This window comes from Leisingera sp. NJS204 (genome assembly GCF_004123675.1).
In the GTDB taxonomy this organism is placed as follows: domain Bacteria; phylum Pseudomonadota; class Alphaproteobacteria; order Rhodobacterales; family Rhodobacteraceae; genus Leisingera.
The window spans coordinates 866,993-888,866 of the sequence record NZ_CP035417.1 but is presented as its reverse complement, the minus strand read 5'-3'; the positions used below and the strand labels follow the sequence as shown (position 1 = coordinate 888,866).

The 21,874-nt window shown below is 62.8% G+C and carries 19 protein-coding genes; 6 read left to right on the top strand and 13 right to left on the bottom strand.

The features are described from left to right. Positions 1-7 precede the first annotated feature (7 nt). A complete protein-coding gene (locus ETW24_RS04495; protein ID WP_129369948.1) occupies positions 8-1,153 on the top strand; it encodes an iron-containing alcohol dehydrogenase in 1,146 nt (381 codons plus the stop codon). 69 nt (positions 1,154-1,222) lie between these two features. Here the strand turns inward: ETW24_RS04495 and ETW24_RS04490 are convergent, their stop codons facing one another. Together ETW24_RS04490 and ETW24_RS04485 are read right to left on the bottom strand one after the other, a co-directional pair. After that, positions 1,223-1,438 carry a hypothetical protein gene (locus tag ETW24_RS04490; protein WP_129369947.1) on the bottom strand — a complete coding sequence of 72 codons (216 nt, stop codon included), beginning with the start codon at positions 1,436-1,438 and terminating at the stop codon, positions 1,223-1,225. A 147-nt stretch (positions 1,439-1,585) separates the two neighbouring features. Next, a complete protein-coding gene (locus tag ETW24_RS04485; RefSeq protein WP_129369946.1) occupies positions 1,586-2,590 on the bottom strand; it encodes a LacI family DNA-binding transcriptional regulator in 1,005 nt (334 codons plus the stop codon). A 143-nt stretch (positions 2,591-2,733) separates the two neighbouring features. Between ETW24_RS04485 and gap the strand changes: the two genes are divergently transcribed. Continuing rightward, positions 2,734-3,762, top strand: coding sequence for a type I glyceraldehyde-3-phosphate dehydrogenase (gene gap / locus ETW24_RS04480; RefSeq protein ID WP_129369945.1), 1,029 nt, complete (start codon positions 2,734-2,736; stop codon positions 3,760-3,762). 278 nt (positions 3,763-4,040) lie between these two features. Next, a complete protein-coding gene (locus tag ETW24_RS04475; protein ID WP_129372841.1) occupies positions 4,041-5,114 on the top strand; it encodes an Mrp/NBP35 family ATP-binding protein in 1,074 nt (357 codons plus the stop codon). Positions 5,115-5,336: 222 nt separating this feature from the next. Here the strand turns inward: ETW24_RS04475 and ETW24_RS04470 are convergent, their stop codons facing one another. The 5 genes from ETW24_RS04470 to phnC all read right to left on the bottom strand — a co-directional run bounded on the left by ETW24_RS04470 (position 5,337) and on the right by phnC (position 10,122). Beyond that, the gene (locus ETW24_RS04470; protein ID WP_129369944.1) at positions 5,337-5,951 is read right to left on the bottom strand and encodes a chloramphenicol acetyltransferase; all 615 of its coding nucleotides are present in this window, start codon (positions 5,949-5,951) and stop codon (positions 5,337-5,339) included. 25 nt (positions 5,952-5,976) lie between these two features. Further along, entirely contained in the window at positions 5,977-7,350 is a 1,374-nt protein-coding gene (phnE, locus tag ETW24_RS04465) for a phosphonate ABC transporter, permease protein PhnE (protein ID WP_129369943.1), read from the bottom strand. Beyond that, on the bottom strand, positions 7,347-8,216 hold the full coding sequence (gene phnE, locus ETW24_RS04460) for a phosphonate ABC transporter, permease protein PhnE (RefSeq protein ID WP_129369942.1): 870 nt from the start codon (positions 8,214-8,216) through the stop codon (positions 7,347-7,349). The genes phnE (ETW24_RS04465) and phnE (ETW24_RS04460) overlap by 4 nt, the downstream gene beginning before the upstream one ends. Before the next feature lie 116 nt (positions 8,217-8,332). Beyond that, entirely contained in the window at positions 8,333-9,235 is a 903-nt protein-coding gene (gene phnD, locus ETW24_RS04455; RefSeq protein WP_129369941.1) for a phosphonate ABC transporter substrate-binding protein, read from the bottom strand. Positions 9,236-9,303: 68 nt separating this feature from the next. Continuing rightward, positions 9,304-10,122 carry a phosphonate ABC transporter ATP-binding protein gene (gene phnC / locus ETW24_RS04450; protein WP_129369940.1) on the bottom strand — a complete coding sequence of 273 codons (819 nt, stop codon included), beginning with the start codon at positions 10,120-10,122 and terminating at the stop codon, positions 9,304-9,306. A 215-nt stretch (positions 10,123-10,337) separates the two neighbouring features. Between phnC and rpe the strand changes: the two genes are divergently transcribed. After that, entirely contained in the window at positions 10,338-11,027 is a 690-nt protein-coding gene (gene rpe / locus ETW24_RS04445; RefSeq protein WP_129369939.1) for a ribulose-phosphate 3-epimerase, read from the top strand. Between the two features lie 186 nt (positions 11,028-11,213). On the opposite strand, the gene ETW24_RS04440 is transcribed toward rpe, so the two are convergent. From ETW24_RS04440 to ETW24_RS04415, 6 genes are all read right to left on the bottom strand, one after another. Continuing rightward, a complete protein-coding gene (locus ETW24_RS04440; protein ID WP_129369938.1) occupies positions 11,214-13,304 on the bottom strand; it encodes a 3-hydroxyacyl-CoA dehydrogenase NAD-binding domain-containing protein in 2,091 nt (696 codons plus the stop codon). Positions 13,305-13,548: 244 nt separating this feature from the next. Further along, positions 13,549-14,781: a Tm-1-like ATP-binding domain-containing protein gene (locus ETW24_RS04435; protein WP_129369937.1), complete on the bottom strand. Its 1,233-nt coding sequence runs from the start codon at positions 14,779-14,781 to the stop codon at positions 13,549-13,551. A gap of 104 nt (positions 14,782-14,885) precedes the next feature. Beyond that, the gene (locus tag ETW24_RS04430) at positions 14,886-16,328 is read right to left on the bottom strand and encodes an aldehyde dehydrogenase (RefSeq protein WP_129372840.1); all 1,443 of its coding nucleotides are present in this window, start codon (positions 16,326-16,328) and stop codon (positions 14,886-14,888) included. Next, on the bottom strand, positions 16,235-17,854 hold the full coding sequence (locus tag ETW24_RS04425; RefSeq protein WP_129369936.1) for a tripartite tricarboxylate transporter permease: 1,620 nt from the start codon (positions 17,852-17,854) through the stop codon (positions 16,235-16,237). The genes ETW24_RS04430 and ETW24_RS04425 overlap by 94 nt, the downstream gene beginning before the upstream one ends. A 9-nt stretch (positions 17,855-17,863) precedes the next feature. Further along, positions 17,864-18,394 carry a tripartite tricarboxylate transporter TctB family protein gene (locus tag ETW24_RS04420; protein ID WP_129369935.1) on the bottom strand — a complete coding sequence of 177 codons (531 nt, stop codon included), beginning with the start codon at positions 18,392-18,394 and terminating at the stop codon, positions 17,864-17,866. Positions 18,395-18,466: 72 nt separating this feature from the next. Then, the gene (locus tag ETW24_RS04415) at positions 18,467-19,414 is read right to left on the bottom strand and encodes a tripartite tricarboxylate transporter substrate-binding protein (RefSeq protein WP_129369934.1); all 948 of its coding nucleotides are present in this window, start codon (positions 19,412-19,414) and stop codon (positions 18,467-18,469) included. A gap of 195 nt (positions 19,415-19,609) precedes the next feature. On the opposite strand from ETW24_RS04415, the gene ETW24_RS04410 reads away from it, so the two are divergent. Both ETW24_RS04410 and ETW24_RS04405 read left to right on the top strand, forming a co-directional pair. Then, positions 19,610-20,389, top strand: a complete 780-nt coding sequence (locus tag ETW24_RS04410; RefSeq protein ID WP_129369933.1) for an IclR family transcriptional regulator — start codon at positions 19,610-19,612, stop codon at positions 20,387-20,389. 47 nt (positions 20,390-20,436) lie between these two features. After that, on the top strand, positions 20,437-21,792 hold the full coding sequence (locus ETW24_RS04405; RefSeq protein WP_129369932.1) for an aspartate aminotransferase family protein: 1,356 nt from the start codon (positions 20,437-20,439) through the stop codon (positions 21,790-21,792). Positions 21,793-21,874: the final 82 nt, after the last annotated feature.

The following is a 21,874-nucleotide window of genomic DNA, read 5'->3' as shown; positions in this document are numbered from 1 at the left end:
ACACGATATGAGCCTTAACGGAAACTGGTCCTACCCGACCGCAATCAAATTCGGCGCCGGCCGGATCAACGAACTCGGTGATGCCTGCGCCGCTGCCGGCATCACCAAGCCATTGCTGGTCACCGACAAGGGGCTGGCCGATCTGCCTGTCACCCAAGGCACCCTGGACATCATGGACGCCGCTGGGCTGGGCCGCGGCATGTTCTCGGACGTGGACCCGAACCCGAATGAGAAGAACCTGGAGGCCGGTGTCGAAGCCTATAAGGCGGGCGGTCACGACGGCGTGATCGCATTCGGCGGCGGCTCAGGCCTGGATCTGGGCAAAATGGTTGCCTTTATGGCCGGCCAGACCCGCCCGGTCTGGGATTTTGAGGATATCGGCGACTGGTGGACCCGCGCCGATGCCGATGCCATCGCGCCGATCATCGCGGTACCGACCACCGCAGGCACCGGATCCGAGGTGGGCCGCGCCAGCGTGATCACCGACAGTGTCAGCCATCAGAAGAAGATCATCTTCCACCCCAAGGTGCTGCCCGCAGTAGTGATCTGCGACCCCGAGCTGACGGTGGGCATGCCCAAGTTCATCACCGCAGGCACCGGTCTGGATGCCTTTGCCCATTGCGTCGAGGCGTTCAGCAGCCCCCATTATCACCCGATGTCCCAGGGCATCGCGCTGGAAGGCATGCGGCTGGTCAAGGACTACCTGCCGCGCGCCTATGCCGACGGCACCGATATCGAGGCGCGCGCCCAGATGATGTCCGCCGCGGCGATGGGGGCCACCGCCTTCATGAAGGGACTGGGCGCCATTCACGCCATGAGCCACCCGATCGGAGCGCACTTCAACACCCACCACGGCACCACCAACGCGGTCTGCATGCCAGCGGTGCTGGAGTTCAACGCGCCTGCAATCGCAGACCGGTTCACCATGGCGTCGGCCTACCTCGGTATCGAGGGCGGTTTTGACGGGTTCCGCACGTTTGTGCAGGAACTGAACGACTCCCTGGGCATCCCGCGCAAGCTGGCAGATCTGGGCGTCACCGAGGCTGCAATCCCCGAGTTGGTCAAAGGCGCGATCATCGACCCCAGCTGCGGTGGCAACCCGATTGAGCTTACTGAGGAGAACCTCACCCAGCTGTTCAAGGCAGCATTGTAAACAACGGCATTTCGCCAGGTTTCAGCGCTCTCCGCCCGGCGGGGAGCGCTGTTTCGTTCCGCTACAGCGTCAGCCGCTGACGTAGACCTTGTCTTTGGGGTAGTAGAAGATTTTCTGATTGTGCAGCCGGCCCAAAAGCTCGTGCACACGGCGCAGCGTTTCGTCCTCGCTGCTGCCCGCTGCCGGTTGGGCCTCTGACAGGGTGTCCCTTGTGGCTTGCAGGGCGGTCTCTATCAGCTCCATATCTGTAACGGACAGTTCGAACATGTCGTTGTACTGGGGCATCTGGGCTCCTTTTCCGGCTGGCTGGACTGAACTGGCTGCCTACAGGCTGCCCCATGGCGGGCCGCAAAGCCACAGGAAAGCGCCAAAATCAACCGTGCCCAGCCCCGGATCGCGGAAACGCCGCCGGTTTCAGCCGCCGGGAGGCTGTTAGAGCGTCTCACCCAGATTAATCGCGGGGCACAACCGGTCGAACACCAGACTGTCCGTGCTGCCGGCCTCGCGCGATTGCAGGATGACCCGCGCGGCACGTTCACCAATCTCACGGCGGCAGGCATCCGTTGTGGCCAGCTGCTGCGGCATGCCCTGCAGGAATTGCAGATTGTTGAAGCCGGCCAGCGCAATATCGCCCGGCACCGATAGGCCTGCGGCCAGGCAATGCATCAAGCCGCCAACACTCATCACGTCGCTGGAATAGTAGATGCAATCAAGATCCGGGTTGCGCGCCAGCATCTGCGCGGTCAGCTGGCGGCCGGTCTGGATCGCACTTTCGCCGGCATAATGCTCGATATCACCCAGAGCGATACCCTGGGCGGCCAAACCGTCGGTGAAACCGTCAAAGCGTTTCCGGGCGCGGAAGTCCTGCGGCATCTTGGTGCCGATAAAGCCGATCTTGCGGTAACCGCAGGCCAGAATCTGCTCTGCCATGTCGCGGCCTGCCTGCAGATGCGAAATGCCGACGCAATGGCGGACCGGATCGCCGTCCACATCCATAACCTCGACCACCGGGCAATCCGCCTGCTGCAGCATCCGCCGTGTCGTTTCGGTATGCTCCAGCCCTGCGACGATCAAACCGGAGGGGCGCCAGCTGAGCATTTCGCGGATAACACCTTCCTCTTCCTCAAGATCATACCCCGACACCCCGACCACCGGCTTCAGCTGGCTGTCCTTCAGAACAGCGGAAATGCCCGAAAGCACCTCCGGGAAAACAAAGCTGTTCAGCGACGGCACCACCACCGCCACCAGATTGACCGATTGCGAGGACAGCGAGCCGGCAATCCGATTGGGCACATAGCCGTGGCTGCGGGCGATTTCTTCAACCTTGGCCTTGGTTTTGGCGGACACATCCGGGGCACCGCGCAGGGCACGGGAGGCGGTCATCTCGCTGACGCCGGCCAGATGGGCCACGTCCTTCAGCAGCAGTTTCTTGGTCATCTGCCCATGGTCAAGCACTTTGTCCGCAGCCGCAAGGGCTGGTCTGCCGGCACGGGGGTTGATTTCCAGAACCGTTATCGCTATCGGTACCGCAACCGTTATCGTTACCGGAATCATTCCGGCCCAGCAGCCAGAGGTGAGGCATGACACTGAAAATCGCAATCAACGGATTTGGACGGATTGGCCGCGGGGTGCTGCGCGCACTTCTGGAAAGCGGCGAAAAAGACATCGAAGTTGTTGCCATCAACGACCTGTCGCCGCCCGAGACCCTGGTGCATCTTCTGAAATACGACAGCGTGCACGGCCGCCTGAAGACGCCGGTGTTTCTGGCCGATGACCTGATCCGCGTGGGCCGCCACAGCATCCGGCTGAGCGCGATCCGCAACCCGGAAGAGCTGCCCTGGCAGGATGTCGATATCGCCTATGAATGCACCGGACTGTTCACGGCCCGCGGTGACGCCGCGCGGCATCTGAAAAACGGCTCCAAGCGGGTGCTGATCTCCGCTCCCGGCAAAGATGCCGACCGCACCGTGGTTTTCGGCGTCAACCACATGGATCTGACGGCGGACGACGTGATCGTCTCCAACGCCTCCTGCACCACCAACTGCCTGGCACCGCTGGCGCAAGTGCTGGACGGCGCCTTTGGCATCAAGACCGGCTACATGACCACGATCCACGCCTATACCGGCGACCAGCCGACCCATGACACCAGCCACTCGGATCTCTACCGCGCCCGCGCGGCCTCGCTGTCGATGATCCCCACCTCCACCGGAGCGGCCCGGGCGATCTCCGAGGTGCTGCCGCATCTGAAGGGGCGGCTGGAAGGTTCGGCAATCCGGGTGCCCACCGCGAATGTGTCCGTCGTGGACCTCAGCTTTGTGCCGGAACGCACCGCCACCGTGGAAGCCGTCAATGCCGCAGTGAAGACAGCTGCCGAGAGCGGGCTTGCGGGCATTCTGTCGTATGAAGAAGACCCGTTGGTCTCTGTCGATTTCAACCACGATCCGCATTCCAGCTGCTTTGCCGCGGCGCAGACTGCTGTCACCACCGAAGGATTGGTGCGGGTGGTCAGCTGGTATGACAACGAATGGGGTTTTTCCAACCGCATGGTGGACACCGGCCGCCGTATTGGCGAGGTGATGAGGTCCGCCGAGGTCGCCCTGGCCAGCTGACAGGGTCAATCGGCGGACGCCTGTTGACGGGAGCCTCCCGCCCGTCGTCCGGCGCCTGCCGGTGCCTTCCTCCCGTTGGGCCCGGCGCCGCGCTGACGCGCGGCGCTGCTGCGTTCTGCCGCTAGCCCTGCGTGCCGCCCGATGGGCAAGGCCAGCTGGCACAAAAGCTGACTCCAGGATGCGCCAAATCAAACTCCGGGCAGCGAACCGCTGGCATACCGCGCTGAATTGCGCCAGAACAGGCGCAAGGCATGACCAGCTACAGGAGCAAGACCGGCGTGACCATCTCCCGTGAAACCGTCCTTGAGGCGCTCAAATCTGTCGCCGACCCCGTCAGCGGCAGTGATATCGTCAGCGCTGGCATCGCCCGCGCAGTGACCGTCGAGGGCAGCACCGTCCGCTTTGTGCTGGAAATCGACCCCGGCAAGTCCGAGGCTTATGGTCCGGTCCGCGATCAGGCTGACGCCGCTGTGACTGCGCTGCCGGGGGTCGGGAAGGTCTCGGCCATGCTGACCGCCCATTCGCAAAAGGCGCCGCCGGATCTGAAGCCCAAGCAGCCCGCCCAGGCACAACAGCCGGCAGCGCCGCAGAAGGTTCCGGGTGTGGCGCGGATCCTGGCAGTTGCCTCCGGCAAGGGCGGGGTCGGAAAATCCACAGTCTCGGCCAATATCGCCTGCGCGCTGGCGATGCAGGGGCGCAAGGTGGGGCTGCTGGACGCCGATGTTTACGGCCCGTCGCAACCCAAGATGCTGGGTGTCAGCGGCCGGCCCGCCAGCCCTGACGGCAAGACCATCCTTCCCTTACGCAACCATGGCGTCACCATGATGTCGATGGGTCTGATGACCGGCGAAGACCAAGCGGTGATCTGGCGCGGCCCGATGCTGATGGGCGCGCTGCAGCAGATGCTGCTGCAAGTGCAATGGGGCGAGCTGGACGTGCTGATCGTCGATCTGCCGCCCGGCACCGGCGATGTGCAGATGACGCTGGCGCAAAAGACCCATGTAGACGGCTCCATTGTGGTCTCCACCCCGCAGGACGTTGCATTGATCGACGCCCGCAAAGGCATCGACATGTTCCGCAAGATGAACGTGCCGGTGCTGGGCATGATTGAGAACATGTCGACTCACATCTGCTCGAACTGCGGCCACGAGGAGCATGTCTTCGGCCATGGCGGCGTGGCGCAGGAGGCCAAGAAGCTGGGCGTTCCGCTGCTGGGCGAGGTGCCGCTGCACTTGGACGTGCGCCTGGCCGGCGACAACGGCACCCCGATTGTGGCAGCGCAGCCCGACAGCGCCCAGGCCAAAGTGTTCCTTGATATCGCCACCCAGCTGGTAGACGCAGGCGCCGCATAATCCTGCCGTCCCCGGGCCAGAGGCCGCAAAGCAGCGGCGCGCAGCGCCGTTCACCCTTGAGGCGGGGATGGCAGACCTTAAAATGAACAAGGCGTTTGAAGGGCAGATTTGCCCCTCAAGCGCGTCTCGGCAGGCCCTTTCGCCGCGCAGCGGCGCCACGCCCAACTGTGAGGCGCATTCTATGAATGCGCTGGAACAGGCGGGAGCTTCCCGCCCGCCGGATCAGGCATATTTCTCCAGAAACGCCTCCGCCCGCAATGTGCGGAAATCCGGCAATGCGGCGCGCAAAGTGCCGTGGTCCCAGTCCCACCAGGCCAGCTCCATCATCTGCCCGGCGACAGCCTCGGTATAGCGGCGGCGGATCACATTAGCGGTGTTACCTCCTACTATCGTGTAGGGCGCCACATCCTTGGTCACGATAGCGCCCGCGGCTACAACCGCACCATGGCCGATGGTCACCTCCGGTTTGATAATTGCGGCATGGCCGATCCAAGTGTCGTGACCGATAAAGGCCGTGCGCCCGGCGCGGCGGGAAAACCACTCTGCATCCTGTTCCGCATCGTCCCAGTAGTCGCCGGACCGGTAGTGGAAATGATGCAGCGAGGCCTTCTCCATCGGATGATCGGTCGCGCCGACCCGGACAAGACTGGCGATATTGGCAAACTTGCCGATCTTTGCATTAGCGATATCGCAGCTGCGGTCGCAATAGCTGTAGTCGCCAACCGCTGAATTCGCGACCCGGCTGCCGGCGCCGATCTCCACATAGCGCCCGAACCGGCTGTCTGTGATCTGGCATTCCGGGTGAAGGAACGGGGCTTCTGCCTGCAAACGAGCCATGGTCATTTCTCCGAAACTTCCGGGGTCAGGGCAGCAGGAAGGTGCCGCCCTCTTGTGCCTTGGATGCCTTGCGTTTGGCCGGGCCGCTGCCGCCCGTGATCAGTTTCCGCCGCAGCCAGCCCGAGAACCAATCCATCAGCATCACCATCAGGATGATCAGCGTGATATAATAGGCCACCTCCTCCCAGTCTTTCTGGGTGATGATCGCCTGGGTCAGCAGCAGGCCGATGCCGCCACCGGTGATTGCACCGATGATGGTGGCCGAGCGGGTGTTGGATTCCAGGAAATACAACAACTGGCTCAGCAGCACCGGGGTGATCTGCGGAATCACTCCGAACCGGTAACGCTGCAGCGGTTTTGCGCCGGTGGAGGCGACGCCCTCAATCTGTTTCTGATCAACGTTTTCCAGCGCTTCTGAGAAGATCTTGCCGAAGGTGCCGGTATCCGTGACCAGGATCGCCAGCGCACCGGTCAGGGGGCCGGGGCCAAAGGCACGCGCCAGAACCACGGTCCAGATCAGCGAGTCCACGCCGCGGAAGAAATCGAACAACCGGCGCATGGCAAAGCGCAGCGCCCGGAACGGCATAAAGTTCCGGGTGGCAGCAAAGGCCAGCGGCAGCGCGATGATCCCGGCGCCAATAGTGCCCAGAAAGGCCATCAGCAAAGTTTCCGCAATCGCCCAGGCCACATCCTGATGACGCCACATCTTGTTGGTCCAGAACTCCTGGAAAATCGCGCCTGCCTCACCCGTGGCCGCGCGCTGCAGCAGCTCCCCTGCCCCCATCTCGTAGTACGGGCTGTCGAGAGTGAAAAAGAACAGCTCCCAGCCTGCGAAATAGCGGAACACTTCAGCCCGGTTGCGGGTCACCGTCAGGCGCCCGGCCCCGGTTTTGACCGCCAGACGGTTCTTGGAGACGCTGATCCACTCCGGAACTTCGCCCGGCGGCAGTTCTGCCTGCACACCTGCGCTGCGGCTGGGGGTGGCGCGCACGGTGCCATAGCCGGGGATTTTGTACTCGATGATCTCCGGGCCGAAGGTGACGGTATGGCCGTCCTCCAGATCAATCACCGTGGTCTCGCCCAGGGCTACCCAATCCGGTGCAGAGCCATCGGGATAGGCGCCCTTGCGCTCCCCTTCGATTGACACCGAAACCGCGCCGTTGCGGTTGTCGCGGGTCACATGGGTCTTGTAGCTGTAGCTGTCGCTGACCAGGGTTCTGGCGTTCTTAAGGCTTGCTTTCTCCCACAACCCAAAGACATCAAAAGCCACAAAGACATAGGCCAGATAGACCAGCACCGCGGCGGGCAATGCGAAGCCCAGCAGCCGCTTCTTCAGGAACAGCCTTGAGATATCCAGCTTCAGCTCTGCCGGGGTGAGAGTGGTATCGAAAGTGGTCATGCTTTCGCTCCATGGGTCAGACGGTCGCGCAGCAGGCCAGACAATTGGTCAACGGCAACGATGGTGATGAACAGCAGCAGGAAAATCGCGGCGGCCTCGTCATAACGCCCCTGCCCCCAGGACATTGCGTTCTTCAGCTCATAGCCGATGCCGCCTGCGCCGACAAAACCGAGAATGGCCGAGGCCCGGATATTGATCTCAAACCGCAGCAGCGAGTAGCTGACGTAGTTCGGCCCGACCTGCGGGATCACCCCCAGCGCCATCCGCTGCGCCCAGGTGGCGCCGACCGATGACAGGCCTTCCACTGGTTTCAAAGAGGCGTTCTCGTTCACCTCGGAGAACAGCTTGCCCAGCGCACCGGCGGTGTGGATAGCAATGGCGATCATCGCAGGCACCGGCCCGCCGCCAAGGACAAAGATCAGCACCAGCGCAATAACGATTTCCGGGACAGCCCGGCAAATATCGCTGATGCGGCGGAACAGCGGGATCAGTGCAGGCCACGGCGCCATGCCGCGGGTTGCCAAGAGCGACAGCAGGGTTCCGAACACTGCGCCCACCAGTGTTGATGCCGCGGCGATATTCAGCGTCTCTACCAAGGCCGGGAAGAAATGCACCACATGGCCCGGCAGCTGGGCGGCCTTCTGGGACGCCTCTGCCAGAACCTCGGCCGGGTAGTCGAAAACGCGGGTGAACCCATCAGCAAAGGAGCCTGCATTACGCGCATCGGCGGTGCGGAAACCTGCAGCCATCAGCGCCACAAAAACGGCCAGCAGAATGCCACCGTACAGCCGCTTGCGCTGGGTATGAGCAGTGTATTGCTGCCGGATGTCCTCGATGCCCGGCCGGGCGGCTGTGAGATCTGCCATGTAGGGGTCCTAGTCTTGAGGTGGTGGCAATTTTCACGTGCCATCAAGGAAATTGCGGGGTTCCGAGCCAGGCCCGACCCCCCGCAGAGCACAGTATCAAAGGTACGGTACTGAAATTACTGGGATTTCAATTTACGGGCTTCGATGATCACCTCGTAGGCGTCATGGGTGATCGGCATCAGGCCTTTCGATTCACCGCCCAGCACATTGTACATGCAATCCGGGTCGATCGAGTTCATCGAGGCCAGCAGGCCGGTCATCTTGACCTTCACATCCGCAGGCAATTCGGTGCGCAGCACAAACGGGCCTTCCGGGATCGGCGTGGATTTCCAGATCTCAACCAGATCGTTCATGTCCACCAGGCCCGCATCCACCGCACGGCGCAGAGCGCCGGAGTTGTAGCCGTCTTCCCATTCGCCAAGCCCATCGGCCCAGCTGACACCGCCAGCAACGTCGCCATTGGCCACGGCAACAATGGTCTGTTCATGGCCGCCAGTGAATTTCACTTCGCCAAAATAGTCGCCCGTTTCCATGGTGGCACCCGTCACTTGCGGGATTTCAATCGACGGGATCAGATAGCCCGAGGTGGAGTTCGGATCGCCAAAGCCAAAGGATTTGCCCTTCAAGTCTTCCAGCGAAGCAACGCCGCTGTCCTTGCGGGCAAAGCCAACCGAATAATAGCCAAAACCGCCGTCCGCATTGACCTTGACCAGAACCGGTTCAACCGCTTCGGGGTTGGACAGATAGGTCTTGGCATAGCCCGACGCGCCCAGCCAGGCCATGTCGATGGTGCCGCCCAGCAGGCCCTGGATCACACCATTATAATCGGCAGGTGCAAACAGTTTTGTTTCGACCCCCAACAGTTCCTCGGTCTTCTCGCGCAGGCATTCCTGCTTGCTCAGACGGTCCTGTGCGTTCTCGCCGCCCAGGATGCCGATGCGGAACTCTTTGATTTCCTCCGCCGCAACGGGGGCAGTCAGCGCGGTGGTTGCCAGAACGGCAGCAATCAGTTTCTTCATCTCAAGTCTCTCCGGTTGGTCACGCCCCGGGGAGCAGCCCCCCGGGGTCGATGAAAACAAATCAGGGGTTATTCGGCAGGAATGGCGGCGCACATTGCGTCCGTCTTTTCCAGTGTTTCAATCTCGGTTGAGGTTGCTGCCTCGGAAAACTCATCCCCGGCGCCGTAAATCTCGCGGGCAACGCCGGTGGTCAGCTGCGCGGGCAGCCCGTCAAAGACGATGCGCCCGTCACGCATTCCGACCACCCGGTCGCAGTAGCGGCGCGCAGTATCCAGCGTGTGCAGGTTAGCAATCACCGTGCGGCCGTCTTCCTCGTGAATACGGCGCAGCGCCTCCATCACGGTCTGGGCGTTCATCGGGTCGAGCGAGGCAATCGGTTCATCCGCCAGAATGATCTTCGGATCCTGCATCAGCGCCCGGGCAATCGCCACCCGCTGCTGCTGACCGCCCGACAGCGCCTCGGCGCGCTTGGCGGCGTGTTCGGCAATGCCGAGACGGTCCAGGATATCAATCGCCGTGTGAATATCCGCCATCGGGTAGAGGTTGAACAGCGTCGCCATCACGTTACGCCGGTTCAACGTGCCGTGCAGCACGTTGGAAACCACATCCATCCGCGGCACCAGGTTGAACTGCTGAAAGATCATCGCGCAGTCCGACTGCCAGGCCCGCTTGTCCTTGCCGTTCAGGCCTGTGATTTCACGACCCTGAAACAGAATGCGCCCGTCACTGGCGTCTTCCAGCCGGTTGAGCATCCGCAAAAGCGTGGATTTGCCTGCACCGGAGCGGCCGATAATGCCGATCATGCAGGGCTTGTCGATGTCCAGCGTGGCGGTATCCACCGCAATCTTGCCGCCGAACCGTTTTGTCAGTTTGTCTATGCGCAGCACCGGGGCGCTCCCTCTTCGTTCGGGACCTGCCTAATGCGCTTGCTCAAACCTCATGTGTCGCTGCCGTGAAAGTTTTGTAACGCCGGGCCGCGCAACCCGTGGGCGTGCAGCACAGAGTTACGGGCCTGCTGCGCATTCTGCCCCTGTCCACAGGGGCCGGGACGGGCTATACGGCCTTCGACTCCTCAATTCCCTTTGCAAAAGGAAGCTGCCAGATGTCCTTTGACCGCAAGATCAAGATCGCGCCCTCGATCCTCTCTGCCGATTTCGCCAATTTCGGCCAGGAGATCCGGGCCATCGAAGCCCAGGGTGCCGATTGGGTGCATGTGGATGTGATGGACGGGCATTTCGTGCCGAACCTCACCTTTGGTCCGCAAGCGGTGAAGGCATTCCGCCCGCATGTGAAGACAGTGATGGACGTGCATCTGATGATCGCGCCGGTTGATCCCTATATCGACGCCTATGCCGATGCCGGCGCCGACGTGCTGACCGCCCATATCGAGGCCGGACCGCACATCCACCGCACCTTGCAGGCGATCCGCGGGGCCGGAATGAAGGCAGGCGTCGCATTGAACCCCGGCACCCCGGCGGAAGCGGTGGCGCATCTACTGGACCTGACCGATCTGGTCTGTGTTATGACCGTGAACCCCGGCTTTGGCGGCCAGAAGTTCATCGACATGACCGCCAAGATCCGCAGCCTGCGTTCGATGATCGGCGACCGCCCGGTGCATATCGAAATCGACGGCGGAGTGGACCCTGTCACCGCGCCGCTGGTCACTGAGGCCGGCGCCGACGTGCTGGTGGCAGGCTCTGCCGTATTCAAAGGCGGTTCGGTCAACGATCCCACGGTTTACGGCGAAAACATCCGCAAGATCCGTACTGCCACCGAAGGCACCTGGACCTGAATCGGACTGAGATTCTCCCGTCAATCGCCAGGCGCATCAAAGATGCGCCGCTCTTGTTGGGCCAAGCGCCGCGCGTACCGCGCGGCGCTTTTTCGTGATACGGCCAGCGTTTGCGCGTCCAGCCCGGCACAGCCGGGCCGCGCCCTGATGGCCCTCGACGGGCCGGAAGGGCGCCCGCCTGCCTATTCAGCCGCCTTTGTTCAGTGTGTCAAAGGACTTGCCCTCCGCCGCCAGCTGCTCCAGCAGCGGCGCGGGCTGCCAGAAGAAATTATCCTCTGCCGCATAGGCCCGAATGTCGGCCAGGATCCCATCCAGCCCTTGCAGATCCGCCCATTTCAGCGGCCCGCCCCAGAAGCGCGGGAAGCCGTAGCCGAACAGCATCACCATATCCACATCCAGCGGACGGCGGGCAATGCCCTCGCCCACCACCTTGGCGGCCTCGTTGACCATGGCGCACATGTAGCGCCGCAAAACCTCCGCGTCCGGGAAATCCCGCGGGGTGACACCCTGCTCTTCCTGATCCCGGGCAATCAGCCCGGCCACTTCCGGGTTCGGAACGCCGCCGCGCGTGCCATCCTCGTAGATATAGAAGCCTTTACCGGTCTTCTGGCCGAAATCGCCGCCCTCGCAGAGCATTTCGTAGAATCGCGGCACCCGTTCACGCGGATCGCGGGTCGGGGCGCGGCGCTTGCGGGCTGCCCAGTTGATGTCCAGCCCGGCCAGATCGCCCATGGCAAACGGCCCCATGGGAAAGCCGAAACCGGTCACAACCGCGTCCACCTGATAAGGCGAGGCACCATCCAGCACCAGACATTCCGCCGCTTTGCGGTAGGCGTTCATGATTCGGTTGCCGATGAACCCGTCGCAGATGCCCGAGCGCACCGCGACCTTCTTCAGCCTCTTGCCAAGGGCAAAACCAGTCGCCAGCACCTCTGGCGCAGTCTCCTTTGCCACCACAACTTCCAGCAGCTTCATCACATGCGCGGGCGAGAAGAAATGCAGCCCGATCACATCCTGCGGCCGGGAGGTCGAGGCGGCAATCTGATCCACATCCAGATAAGACGTGTTTGTCGCCAGCACCGCGCCCGGTTTGCAAATGGCATCCAGCTTGCCAAAGACCTCGCGCTTGACACCCATGTCCTCAAACACCGCTTCGACCACCAGATCCGCTTGCGCCAGCGCAGCATAATCCGTCGCCACAGTCAGCGCCTCGCCGGTCAGCCGATCATACTGCGCCTCGGTGATCTTGCCGCGCTTCAAGGCCCCTCTCAGGTTGCCTTCAATCCGGCCGCGTGCCGCAGCCGTAGCGTCATCGGTCATCTCTATCAGCACCACCGGCAAATCCGCCAGCAGCGCTGCGGTGGCGATTCCCGCCCCCATGGTGCCGCCGCCGATCACCCCCATCAAGGCCACCTCGTGCGGCGCAATGCCCTCCAGCTCCGGCAGTTTGCTGACCGCGCGTTCCGAGAAGAAAGCATGGATCAACCCCTGCCGCTGATCAGAGCCCATCAGCTCCATGAACAGCGCACGCTCGCGCTTGAGGCCCGCCGCAAAACTCTCCGCCTCAGCCGCCGCCTGTACCGCGCGCACAGCCGTGGCCGGCGACAGCTGGCCGCGCCCCTTTTTCAGCGTGGCTGCATAGGCCGCATCAAAGTCCACCGCTTCCGGCGCCGGCATTTCCCCAACGGCCCGGCGCGGGGCGCCCTGCTCCAGCAGCTCTTGCACATAAGCCAGGCCGATCCCGCGCGGATCCCCCTCTTCGATTTTGTCGATAATGCCCTTTTCCAGCGCCTCCGCGGCGCCGAAATGCCGGCCGCTGGTGATCATCTCCAGAGCCGCTTCGGTTCCGGCCAAACGCGGCAGCCGCTGGGTGCCGCCCGCACCGGGCAGAATGCCCAAATTCACTTCAGGCAGGCCCATTCTGGCGGACGGCACCGCAATCCGGTAATGCGAGGACAAGGCCACCTCCAGCCCGCCGCCCAATGCCGTGCCATGCATCGCGGACACCACAATCAGCGGCGAGGCCTCGATCCGGCTGCACAGGTCGGGCAGCTGCGGCTCCTGCGGCGGCCTGCCGAATTCACGGATGTCGGCACCGGCAAAATAGGTCCGGCCCTCGCCATAGATCAGTACCGCCTTGGCACCGTCCTGTTCCGCGCGTTCGATCCCGGCCAGCAACCCTTTGCGCACTTCAGCACCCAGCGCGTTCACTGGCGGATTCTGCGCCTTCAGAACAGCAACATCGCCTACACGCTCATACGCTATGGTTTCACTCATCCGGTCATCCTCTTTTTCCCGGTGCGGCAGCAGCTGCGCCCGGCTCTCATCCGATTAGGCACGGCAGCCAAACCGGCGCCAAGCCCCAATGGCCGCCAATGGCCTGCAAACCCCGCGTCTGAAACGCCCGGGCGCTGCCAAAGCCGGACATGCCGCCCATTACGTAACAGAATATCGGTCAATTGAAAGCTTCTTGAAACTCCCCACCAAGAGGCACAGCCAAGAGTTCAAGGGGATTCGCTGTTCAGCCAGTCTTCACCACACCGCTGGAAATCCAGCCGTCCAGAATTTCCAAAGCCTTGCCGGAAAACGCAGCATCATTGATATGGCAGTCCAGATCATGCAGCACCGCATTTTCCGGGCAGGAGGCACGCATTTCATCGCAAAATGCCGCCAGCCCTTCTCCGTCATGCAAAGGCGCGCCGGGGCGGTCCCACTCGTTGCAACCGCCCGCAGGCAGCAGAACCGCCACCGGCGCCTCTGCAGTGGCCAGTTTGCCGCAAATCGCCTGCGCAACCTGCCGCCGCTCGGCAGCATCCAGCATCGCGGAGGTGAGCAGCCGGTTGTGGGCATGTGTTTCCCGCCCCTTCAACTGCACGGGCGTCTCCTGCCAGCCGACAAAATCCACCAGGTCATAACAGCCCGGCGCCACCAGCTGCGGCGTGCCTGAACGCCCGGCATTGGTCATCCGGTCCGCTCCCGCCGACAGCCCGCCGAACAAGTGGTTCGACACTTCCTGCGGCGCGAAATCCATCACCGCAGCAAAGGCGCCCTCAGCGGCCAGGCTTTCAAACGCCCGCCCGCCCATGCCGGTTGCGTGAAACACCGCAACCTCAAACCCGCGCGCTTCCAGCACTGGTTTCAGCGCCACCATGTAACGCAGCACAGTCTTGCCAAACGACGTCATGCCGATCAGCGGCCTGTCCCGTTTTGGCGGCTCCACCGACCGCGCCGCGCCCAGAACCGCGCCTGCGGCCTGCGACAGGGACGCCTTGCAGATCGTGTTCAACCCAAACAGACCGCCCGCCCAGAGGATCATCTGCACATCCGCCGGGATCCGCTCAGGCGGCATCAAGGGGGAAAATGCGACAGTTGAGACGATGTATTTGGGGACCCCCACGGGCAGCGCCGCACATATATCCAGCGCCAGATCAGTGCCCATGGTGCCGCCTAGCACAATCACCCCGTCAATGCGCCCCTGCCGGTACAGCTCCAGCGCCAGGGCCGCGGCACCTGCACCCATGATCTGCATGGCACTGTTTTCATCGCCAGTGCCGATCGCCGCCCGGATAGTGCTGCCGCCGGCCTCTGCCACTTCATGCTTGCTGACATCCGCTGGCTGGCCGGGATCCCCCAGCACGCTGACATCCATCGTCAGAACCTTGCCGCCCTGCCCGCGGATCACCTGCGCCAGGTAGCCAAGCTCATCATCCTTGGTGTCATATGTCCCGGCAACCAGAATCGTTTTGACCGTCATATACCGTCCTCCCCTTGGCCTGCGCTCTGCAGCCAGGCCGCCCCTTCATCTTTCCCCAAATACTCCCGCCGGAGGCTGCGGGTTTTGCCGCCGCAAAACCTGCATCACAGCTGTATCCACGCGGTTTTCAGGTCAGTGTATTTGTCCAGTGCATGCAGCGACTTGTCATGGCCGTTGCCGGACTGGCCGACACCGCCCAGCGGCACCGTATTGTCAGAGCCGCCATAGGTGTTCACATGCACCACCCCGGCACGGATACCTGCGACCATCCGGTGCGCCCGGGACAGGTTTTCCGTCCAGACCCCAGCCGCCAAGCCATAGGATGTGGCATTGGCCAGGCTCAGCGCCTCCTCCTCGGTTTCGAATTTGGTGACCGCCAGCACCGGCCCAAACACCTCGCGCTGGAACAGCGCGTGGTCCTGCGCCACTTGGGTGACGATCGCCGGCGACATATAGGTGCCGCCGGTGTCTTCCAGAATGCGCACGCCACCGGTCACCACCTGTCCGCCCTCGGACCGCGCCATGTCCATGAAAGACAGGTTGCGGCGCAGCTGGTCTTCCGAATTCACCGCCCCGACCTGGCTGCTGAGGTCCAGCGGATCGCCCACCCGCAGCGCTTCGGCCTCGGCCTGCAGCATTTCGACAAACGCGTCGTGAACCGAGGCCTCGACCAGCAGGCGGGAGCCCGCGATACAAACCTGCCCGGAATTGCGAAAGATGCCAGCGGCAGACACTTTGGCCGCCTTGGCCAGATCCGGCGCATCCGCAAAGACGATATTCGGGGACTTGCCACCCAGCTCCAGATAGCAGCGTTTGAGGTTGGAACGCGCCGAGGCCTCCAGCAGTTTGCGTCCAGTGGCGCCTGAACCGGTGAATGCCAGCACATCGACATCCATCGAGGCGGCCAGCGCCGCGCCGGTTTCAGCACCTGCACCAGTCACTACGTTCAGCACCCCATCCGGCAACCCGCTTTCCGAGCAGATCTCTGCCAGCCGCAGCAGCGTCAGCGAGGCGGTTTCAGCCGGTTTCAGCACCACCGAATTGCCCATCGCCAGCGCCGGCGCCAGCTTCCACGCACCAATCATCAGCGGAAAGTTCCAGGGCACGATGGCGCCCACCACGCCAACCGGCATCCGCTGCACCAGCCCCAGCACATCCGGCGCGGTCGGTGCGACCTCCCCGGCGACCTTATCCAGCGCCTCGGCATAATAGCGGAACGTGCCCGCCGCCGATCCCGGTTCAGCCTTCAAGGCCATGTTGAACTCGGTGCCGTTGTCGCGCACGCCCAGCACCGCCAGCTCAACCGCCTCGGCGTCTATCCGGTCTGCAATCCTATGCAGTACTTTTTTCCGTGCGGCGGGGGGCTGTCCCGCCCAGCGGCGGTCGTCGAATGCCCGCCGCGCCGAAGCCACGGCGTTTTCAACATCTGTTGCAGAGGCGCCCTGCAGCGTGGTCAGAACAGATCCGTCAACCGGCGAAGCAACTTCGAGTGTCTGGCCCGAACCCGCTTGCCATGATCCTTCAAGAAAGAGTTTTTGCGGCGCCACATCAAGCTGCCGAAGCTTGTCGATGCGCTGTTGGTCTGCCATTCGGCCTCCTTCAGTTCCTTATGGTCCTTCAGCACCCGCAGGATGTGGACCGCCAGAACGATGATGATGAGTAGAAACAGGATGAACGCCACCGGGCGGTCAATGAAATCAAAGGGTTCTTTCACCCGCGCCATTGCGGCGCGCAGTTTCACCTCCATAATGCCGCCCAGGACCATACCCAGGATGATCGGCACCGCAGGCAGCGACAGGCGTTTCAGCACATAGCCAAGGATACCAAACGCCGCCGCCATCACGCAGTCGGTGGCGGAGTTGCGCAAGGAATAGACCCCGACGAAGCTGAGCGTCAGGATGCAGACGCCCAAAAACCGGTTGGGGATGCGCACCACCTGGATCAGCGACTTGGTAGCAAACAGCAAGAACAGCAGCACCAGCACATTCAGCACCAGCAGCGCGAGGTACAGTGCCACCACAAAATCCATGTCGTTCTGAAACAGTCCCGGCCCCGGCACCACGTTGTGCACATAAAAGACCGACAGCATCATCGCCGTCAGCGCCTCACCCGGAATGCCCAGCGCCAGGAGCGGCACCATGGCGGCGGCCGGCACCGCATTGTTGGCGGTCTCGGCCGCGATCAGCCCCTCGGAGGAGCCGTTGCCAAAGTCCTGCGGACGTTTCGAGGTTTTCTGCGCATAGGTGTATGACATGAACTGGGCAGTGAATTCGCCGACGCCGGGAACCATGCCCATCAGCACGCCGAAGGAGGCCGAAACCCCTGCGACACGCGGATGGCGCGTCAGTTCGCGCAGGCCCTGGAACATGCCGCCGCGCAGGCGGGTCATGCGGACCTTCTCGTCCTCGTCCGTCAGCAGCACAAAGGCCTGCGAGATGGCAAACAGCCCCAGCACCACCACGATCAGGTTGATGCCGCCGCCCAGGAAATCCTGCCCGAATGTGTAGCGCTGGGTGTATTTCACCGGCTCCAGCCCGATGGTCTGCAGGAAAATCCCGAAACAGGCCAAGGCACCGGCAATCAGCGCCTGGCCGCGATGGGCAACCACAACCAGGATCAGGCCAAGAAGAGCCGCCAGGAATATCTCGCGCGAGCCGAACATCGGTGCGATCCTGGCCAGCACCGGGGCAAACAGGATCAGACAGATGACCGAGAAGATGCCGCCAAAGAAGCTCGCGGAATAGGCAAGGCTCAATGCCCGCTGCGGCTCACCCCGCGCCGTCATCGGATAGCCGTCATAGGTGGTCAGCGCGTTGACCGCGGTGCCAGGCGTATTGATCAGGATCGCCGGAATGGCGCCGCCGTACATGGAGGAGCCGTAAATCCCCAGCAGTACCGTCAGGCCCACAATCGGATCCATCGAGAACGTCGCGGGCAGCAGGATCGCAATGGCAACCGCCGGTCCGACACCGGGAATGGCGCCGATCAGCACCCCCCCGACAGAACCCGCCAGCAACGCCAGCGCCACGTCCCAGCGCATCAGGATTTCTATGGCGGAAAAGATCAGATCCATATGAGGCGCCTAGAGATAGAGAATGAAGAAACTGCGGACTGGCCCCGGCAGATGCTCATATAGCATCGCCCCCGGAATCTTGACCGACAGGACGGCCTTGAACAGCACCACCACAGCGACGGCAAAAGCCGCGCTGATCCACAGCATGAAGCGGCTGCGATAGCCCATCCGCCAGCTGAGAAGCGGCATGAAAGCCAGCGTCACGGGCAGATAGCCAATGATCGGCACCAGCAGCACATAGCCCATGAACCAGCCGGCAAACTCCAGCACCTGTGCCCAGCGCCTGACCTCCCGCAGGTCATATCGGCTGACCCGCCGCCAGGGCAGTTTGTACAGATGCAAGCCGCCCATCAGCACCATGCCGCCAACCGCGACAGCGGGCCAGAACCGCGGCTGTGCGAACAGCTTGGTTTTACTGACCCAAGCGGTCTGATCCCCAATCAGTGCCAGCAGCAGCAGCGCCGCCGCCACCAGAAACAGGGCAAAAACCAGCTGTCCGCGCCGTGGTCCGGCAAAGCGGTGTTCACGTTCCGAAGGCATGTGAGTTGTTCATTGTCCGCGCGATTTGAAAAGGCACCGGGGTCCCTCAAGACCCCGATGCGGAGGGGAGGATTACTCCGACAGCAGGCCGCTGATGCGGGCCATGGTGCTGATGTCGTTTGACACCCGTGCCGCGCTGTCATCAGCGCCCTGCCAATAGACCAGCGCGCCGGTTTCCTTGGCAACATTCTGGGCGCGCTCGCTCATCACGGCCTTTTCCGCAACCGCAATGATTTTGTCGCGCACATCCTGCGGGGTGTCCTTGGTCACGAAAAGACCGTTCCACAGCGCGATGTTCAGGCTTTCGTCCAGCTCGCCGATGGTCGGCGCGTCGGGAGCCAGCGGGATGCGTTCGTCCGTGATCGCGACCAGCACCTTGACTTGATCCAGGCAGGGCAGCACCAGCTGCAGCGTGGTGTTGATCACATCCGCATCGCCCGAAGCCAGCGTGTTGCAGTCCAGCGCATCAAAAGCCGCATCCGAGCCCCACTCGAAACCAGCGTTCTTGGCATAGGCCTTGGTCACTTGGGTCGGGGTCAGAACATCGCCGAAATGGCCCAGCGCCACGTCATTTTCCTTGGCATAACCCGCCAGCTCTTCCATCGTGCTGTAGGGCGCATCGCCGGAGGTGGCGATCACAAAGGGATAGGTCAGGAAAATCCCCAATGGGTCGAATTTCTCGGGCGTCAGCGGCGGGATGTCGATCTGGTGGCCCATCACCGGCACACCGATCACAAAGGAGCCGACAGTGTAGCCGTCGCTTGGCGCATTGGCGACTTCAATGGCGCCAGGGAACGGCCCGCCGCCGCCGCCCGGCTTGTTCACCACCGCTGCCGCAACACCGTATTCGGCCTGAAAATCCTCGGCGATCATCCGCGTCAGCACGTCCTCCAGATCACCCGGCGGCCAGGGCACGATGAAATTCACCGGCTTCTCCGGATACTCGGCCTGCGCGGCAACCGCGCTCAGCCCCAGCGCCACTGCTGCGGCGGCACCTTTCATAAGGGTTTTGAGTTTCATCGTTTTCCTCCCAGTTTCCTTACCGGCCTCCGCCAGTTTCCTTACCGGCCTCCGCCGATGGTTCATTATTCGAACCGTTGGTTTGAATTTAGATTGACAGGCAGTCCGCTTATCTGTCAACAAAATTGCATCAAAGGTGCGTCTTTTTCCAAAGGCACCACCTGCCAAGACCAAACAGGGAGAACGGACAGGCCCATGGGAACGGTATCCAAAGCCTTGTCATTACTGACATATTTCAATCACGGCCGGACCGGAATCGGGCTCAGCGACCTCACTCGCCTGTCCGGCATGAACAAGGCCACTGTCTTCCGGCTGATGAGCGAGCTGCAGGAATCAGGTTTCGTCGAACAGACCGATGGCGACCGCATGTACCGGCTTGGGCCACAGGTTCTGCGCCTGGCTGCCCTGCGCGAGGCGGCGGTTCCGATACTTTCGGTCTCGCGCCGTGTGCTGCGCGATCTGAGCGACGAGACCGGCGAAACCACCCACCTGTCGCTATTGCAGGGGAGCCAGCTGAATTCGCTGTCGCATGCTTATTCCCCGCGCCACGCAACCAAAGTGATGATGGAGGACGCCGAAGTGCTGACCTTTCACGGCACCAGTTCCGGCATGGCGGTGCTGGCCTATGCCGACCCCTGCTTTGCTGACGCGGCACTGGCGCAGCCGTTGCAGGCCCACACATGTGACACGATCACCGATCCGCAGGAGATCCGCACCCAGCTGGCAGAAGTCCGCAGCACCGGAATGGCCCAATCCATCGGCGGGTTCGAGGCGGATGTGCATTCCCACGCGGTGCCGGTCTTTGGCCCCGACCGCCAGGTGATCGGCGCGCTCGCTGTGGCCGCGCCGGTTTCCCGCATGACCCCGGAACAAAAACAACGGATTCTCGCAGCTCTGCGCCGCGCGGGCGTCACTCTCACCCATCGCATCGGCGGCTCGCCGCCTGCGGATTTTCCGCAGCAACGCACCGCCTGATTTCCCCTCTCCGGCCCCGGCGCGGGCCGCATCCAGGAGCTGACCCCATGAAAGACTCCAACTTTCTGAAAGAGCACAACGCCAGATCCCTCTGGCACCCGATGGCGCATCCCGGCGACAGCCTGGCCAACCCGCCTGCCATCATCACCTCCGCCCAAGGGGTGAAGATCACCGATATCGACGGGCATGAGGTAGTGGATGCGGTCGGCGGCCTGTGGAACGTGAACCTTGGTTTCTCCTGCCAGCCGGTCAAGGACGCGATTGCTGCGCAGCTGGACGTGCTGCCTTATTACTCCACCTTCCGCGGCACCACCAATGACCAGGTAATCCAGCTGGCCGAGGAACTGCGCAAGTTCTTCGCCCCCGATGGCCTCACCCGCGCCTTCTTCACATCCGGCGGCTCGGATTCGGTCGAGACCGCCTTGCGGCTGGCCCGCCAGTACCACAAAATCCGCGGCGAGGCCGGGCGCACAAAGTTCCTGAGCCTGAAAAAGGGCTATCACGGCACCCACATGGGCGGCGCCTCGGTGAACGGAAATGCAAATTTCCGCACCCAGTACGAACCGTTGCTGCCCGGCTGCTTCCAGCTCCCCGCACCCTATACATACCGCAATCCGTTCAATGAGACCGACCCCGAACGCCTCTCCCAGCTCTGCCTGCAGGCGCTGGAGGATGAGATTGCTTTCCAGGGCGCCGGCACCATCGCGGCCTTCATCATGGAGCCGGTCCTGGGCGCCGGCGGGGTGATCCCGCCGCATTCCAGCTTTATGCCGGGCGTGCGCGAGATCTGTTCGCGAAACGGCATCCTGCTGATCGCAGATGAAGTCATTACCGCCTTCGGCCGCACCGGATCCTGGACCGGTTCGCGCCACTGGGGCGTGCAGCCCGACATGATGGCGACGGCCAAGGCGATCACCAATGGTTACTTCCCCTTTGGTGCCGTGATGATCGCCGATCACATGACGGAAGTCTTCGAGAGGGACACCACCGGCAATGCCGCCATCGGCCACGGCTACACTTACTCCGGCCATCCCGTAGGCGCTGCAGCAGCGCTGGCTTGCCTAGAAGAAACCCTGCGCCTGAACGTGCCCGAAAATGCCGCCGCCCGCGGCACTCAGCTCCACCGGGGTTTGCTGGAGCTGCAGCAGAAATACGAGCTGATCGGCGATGTCCGCGGCGGCCATGGGTTGATGAGCGCGCTGGAGCTGGTCGCTGACCGCACCACCAAGGCGCCGGCTGACAAGAAAACCACCGGCATACTGCAGGAAGCCGCCTATAAGGCCGGCGCGATGGTGCGGGTCTCCGGCCCCAACATCATCCTCTCCCCGCCGCTGGTGCTGAGCGCGGCCGAGGCGGCAACCATCCTCTCTGCCCTGGACGCAGGCCTGGCGGCGGTGAACTGACACCCGCGCCGGACGCCACCGCGCCGCGCCAGCGGCGCCACCGGATACCATGGCGGGCCCGAAGCATCTGCTTCGGGCCCGC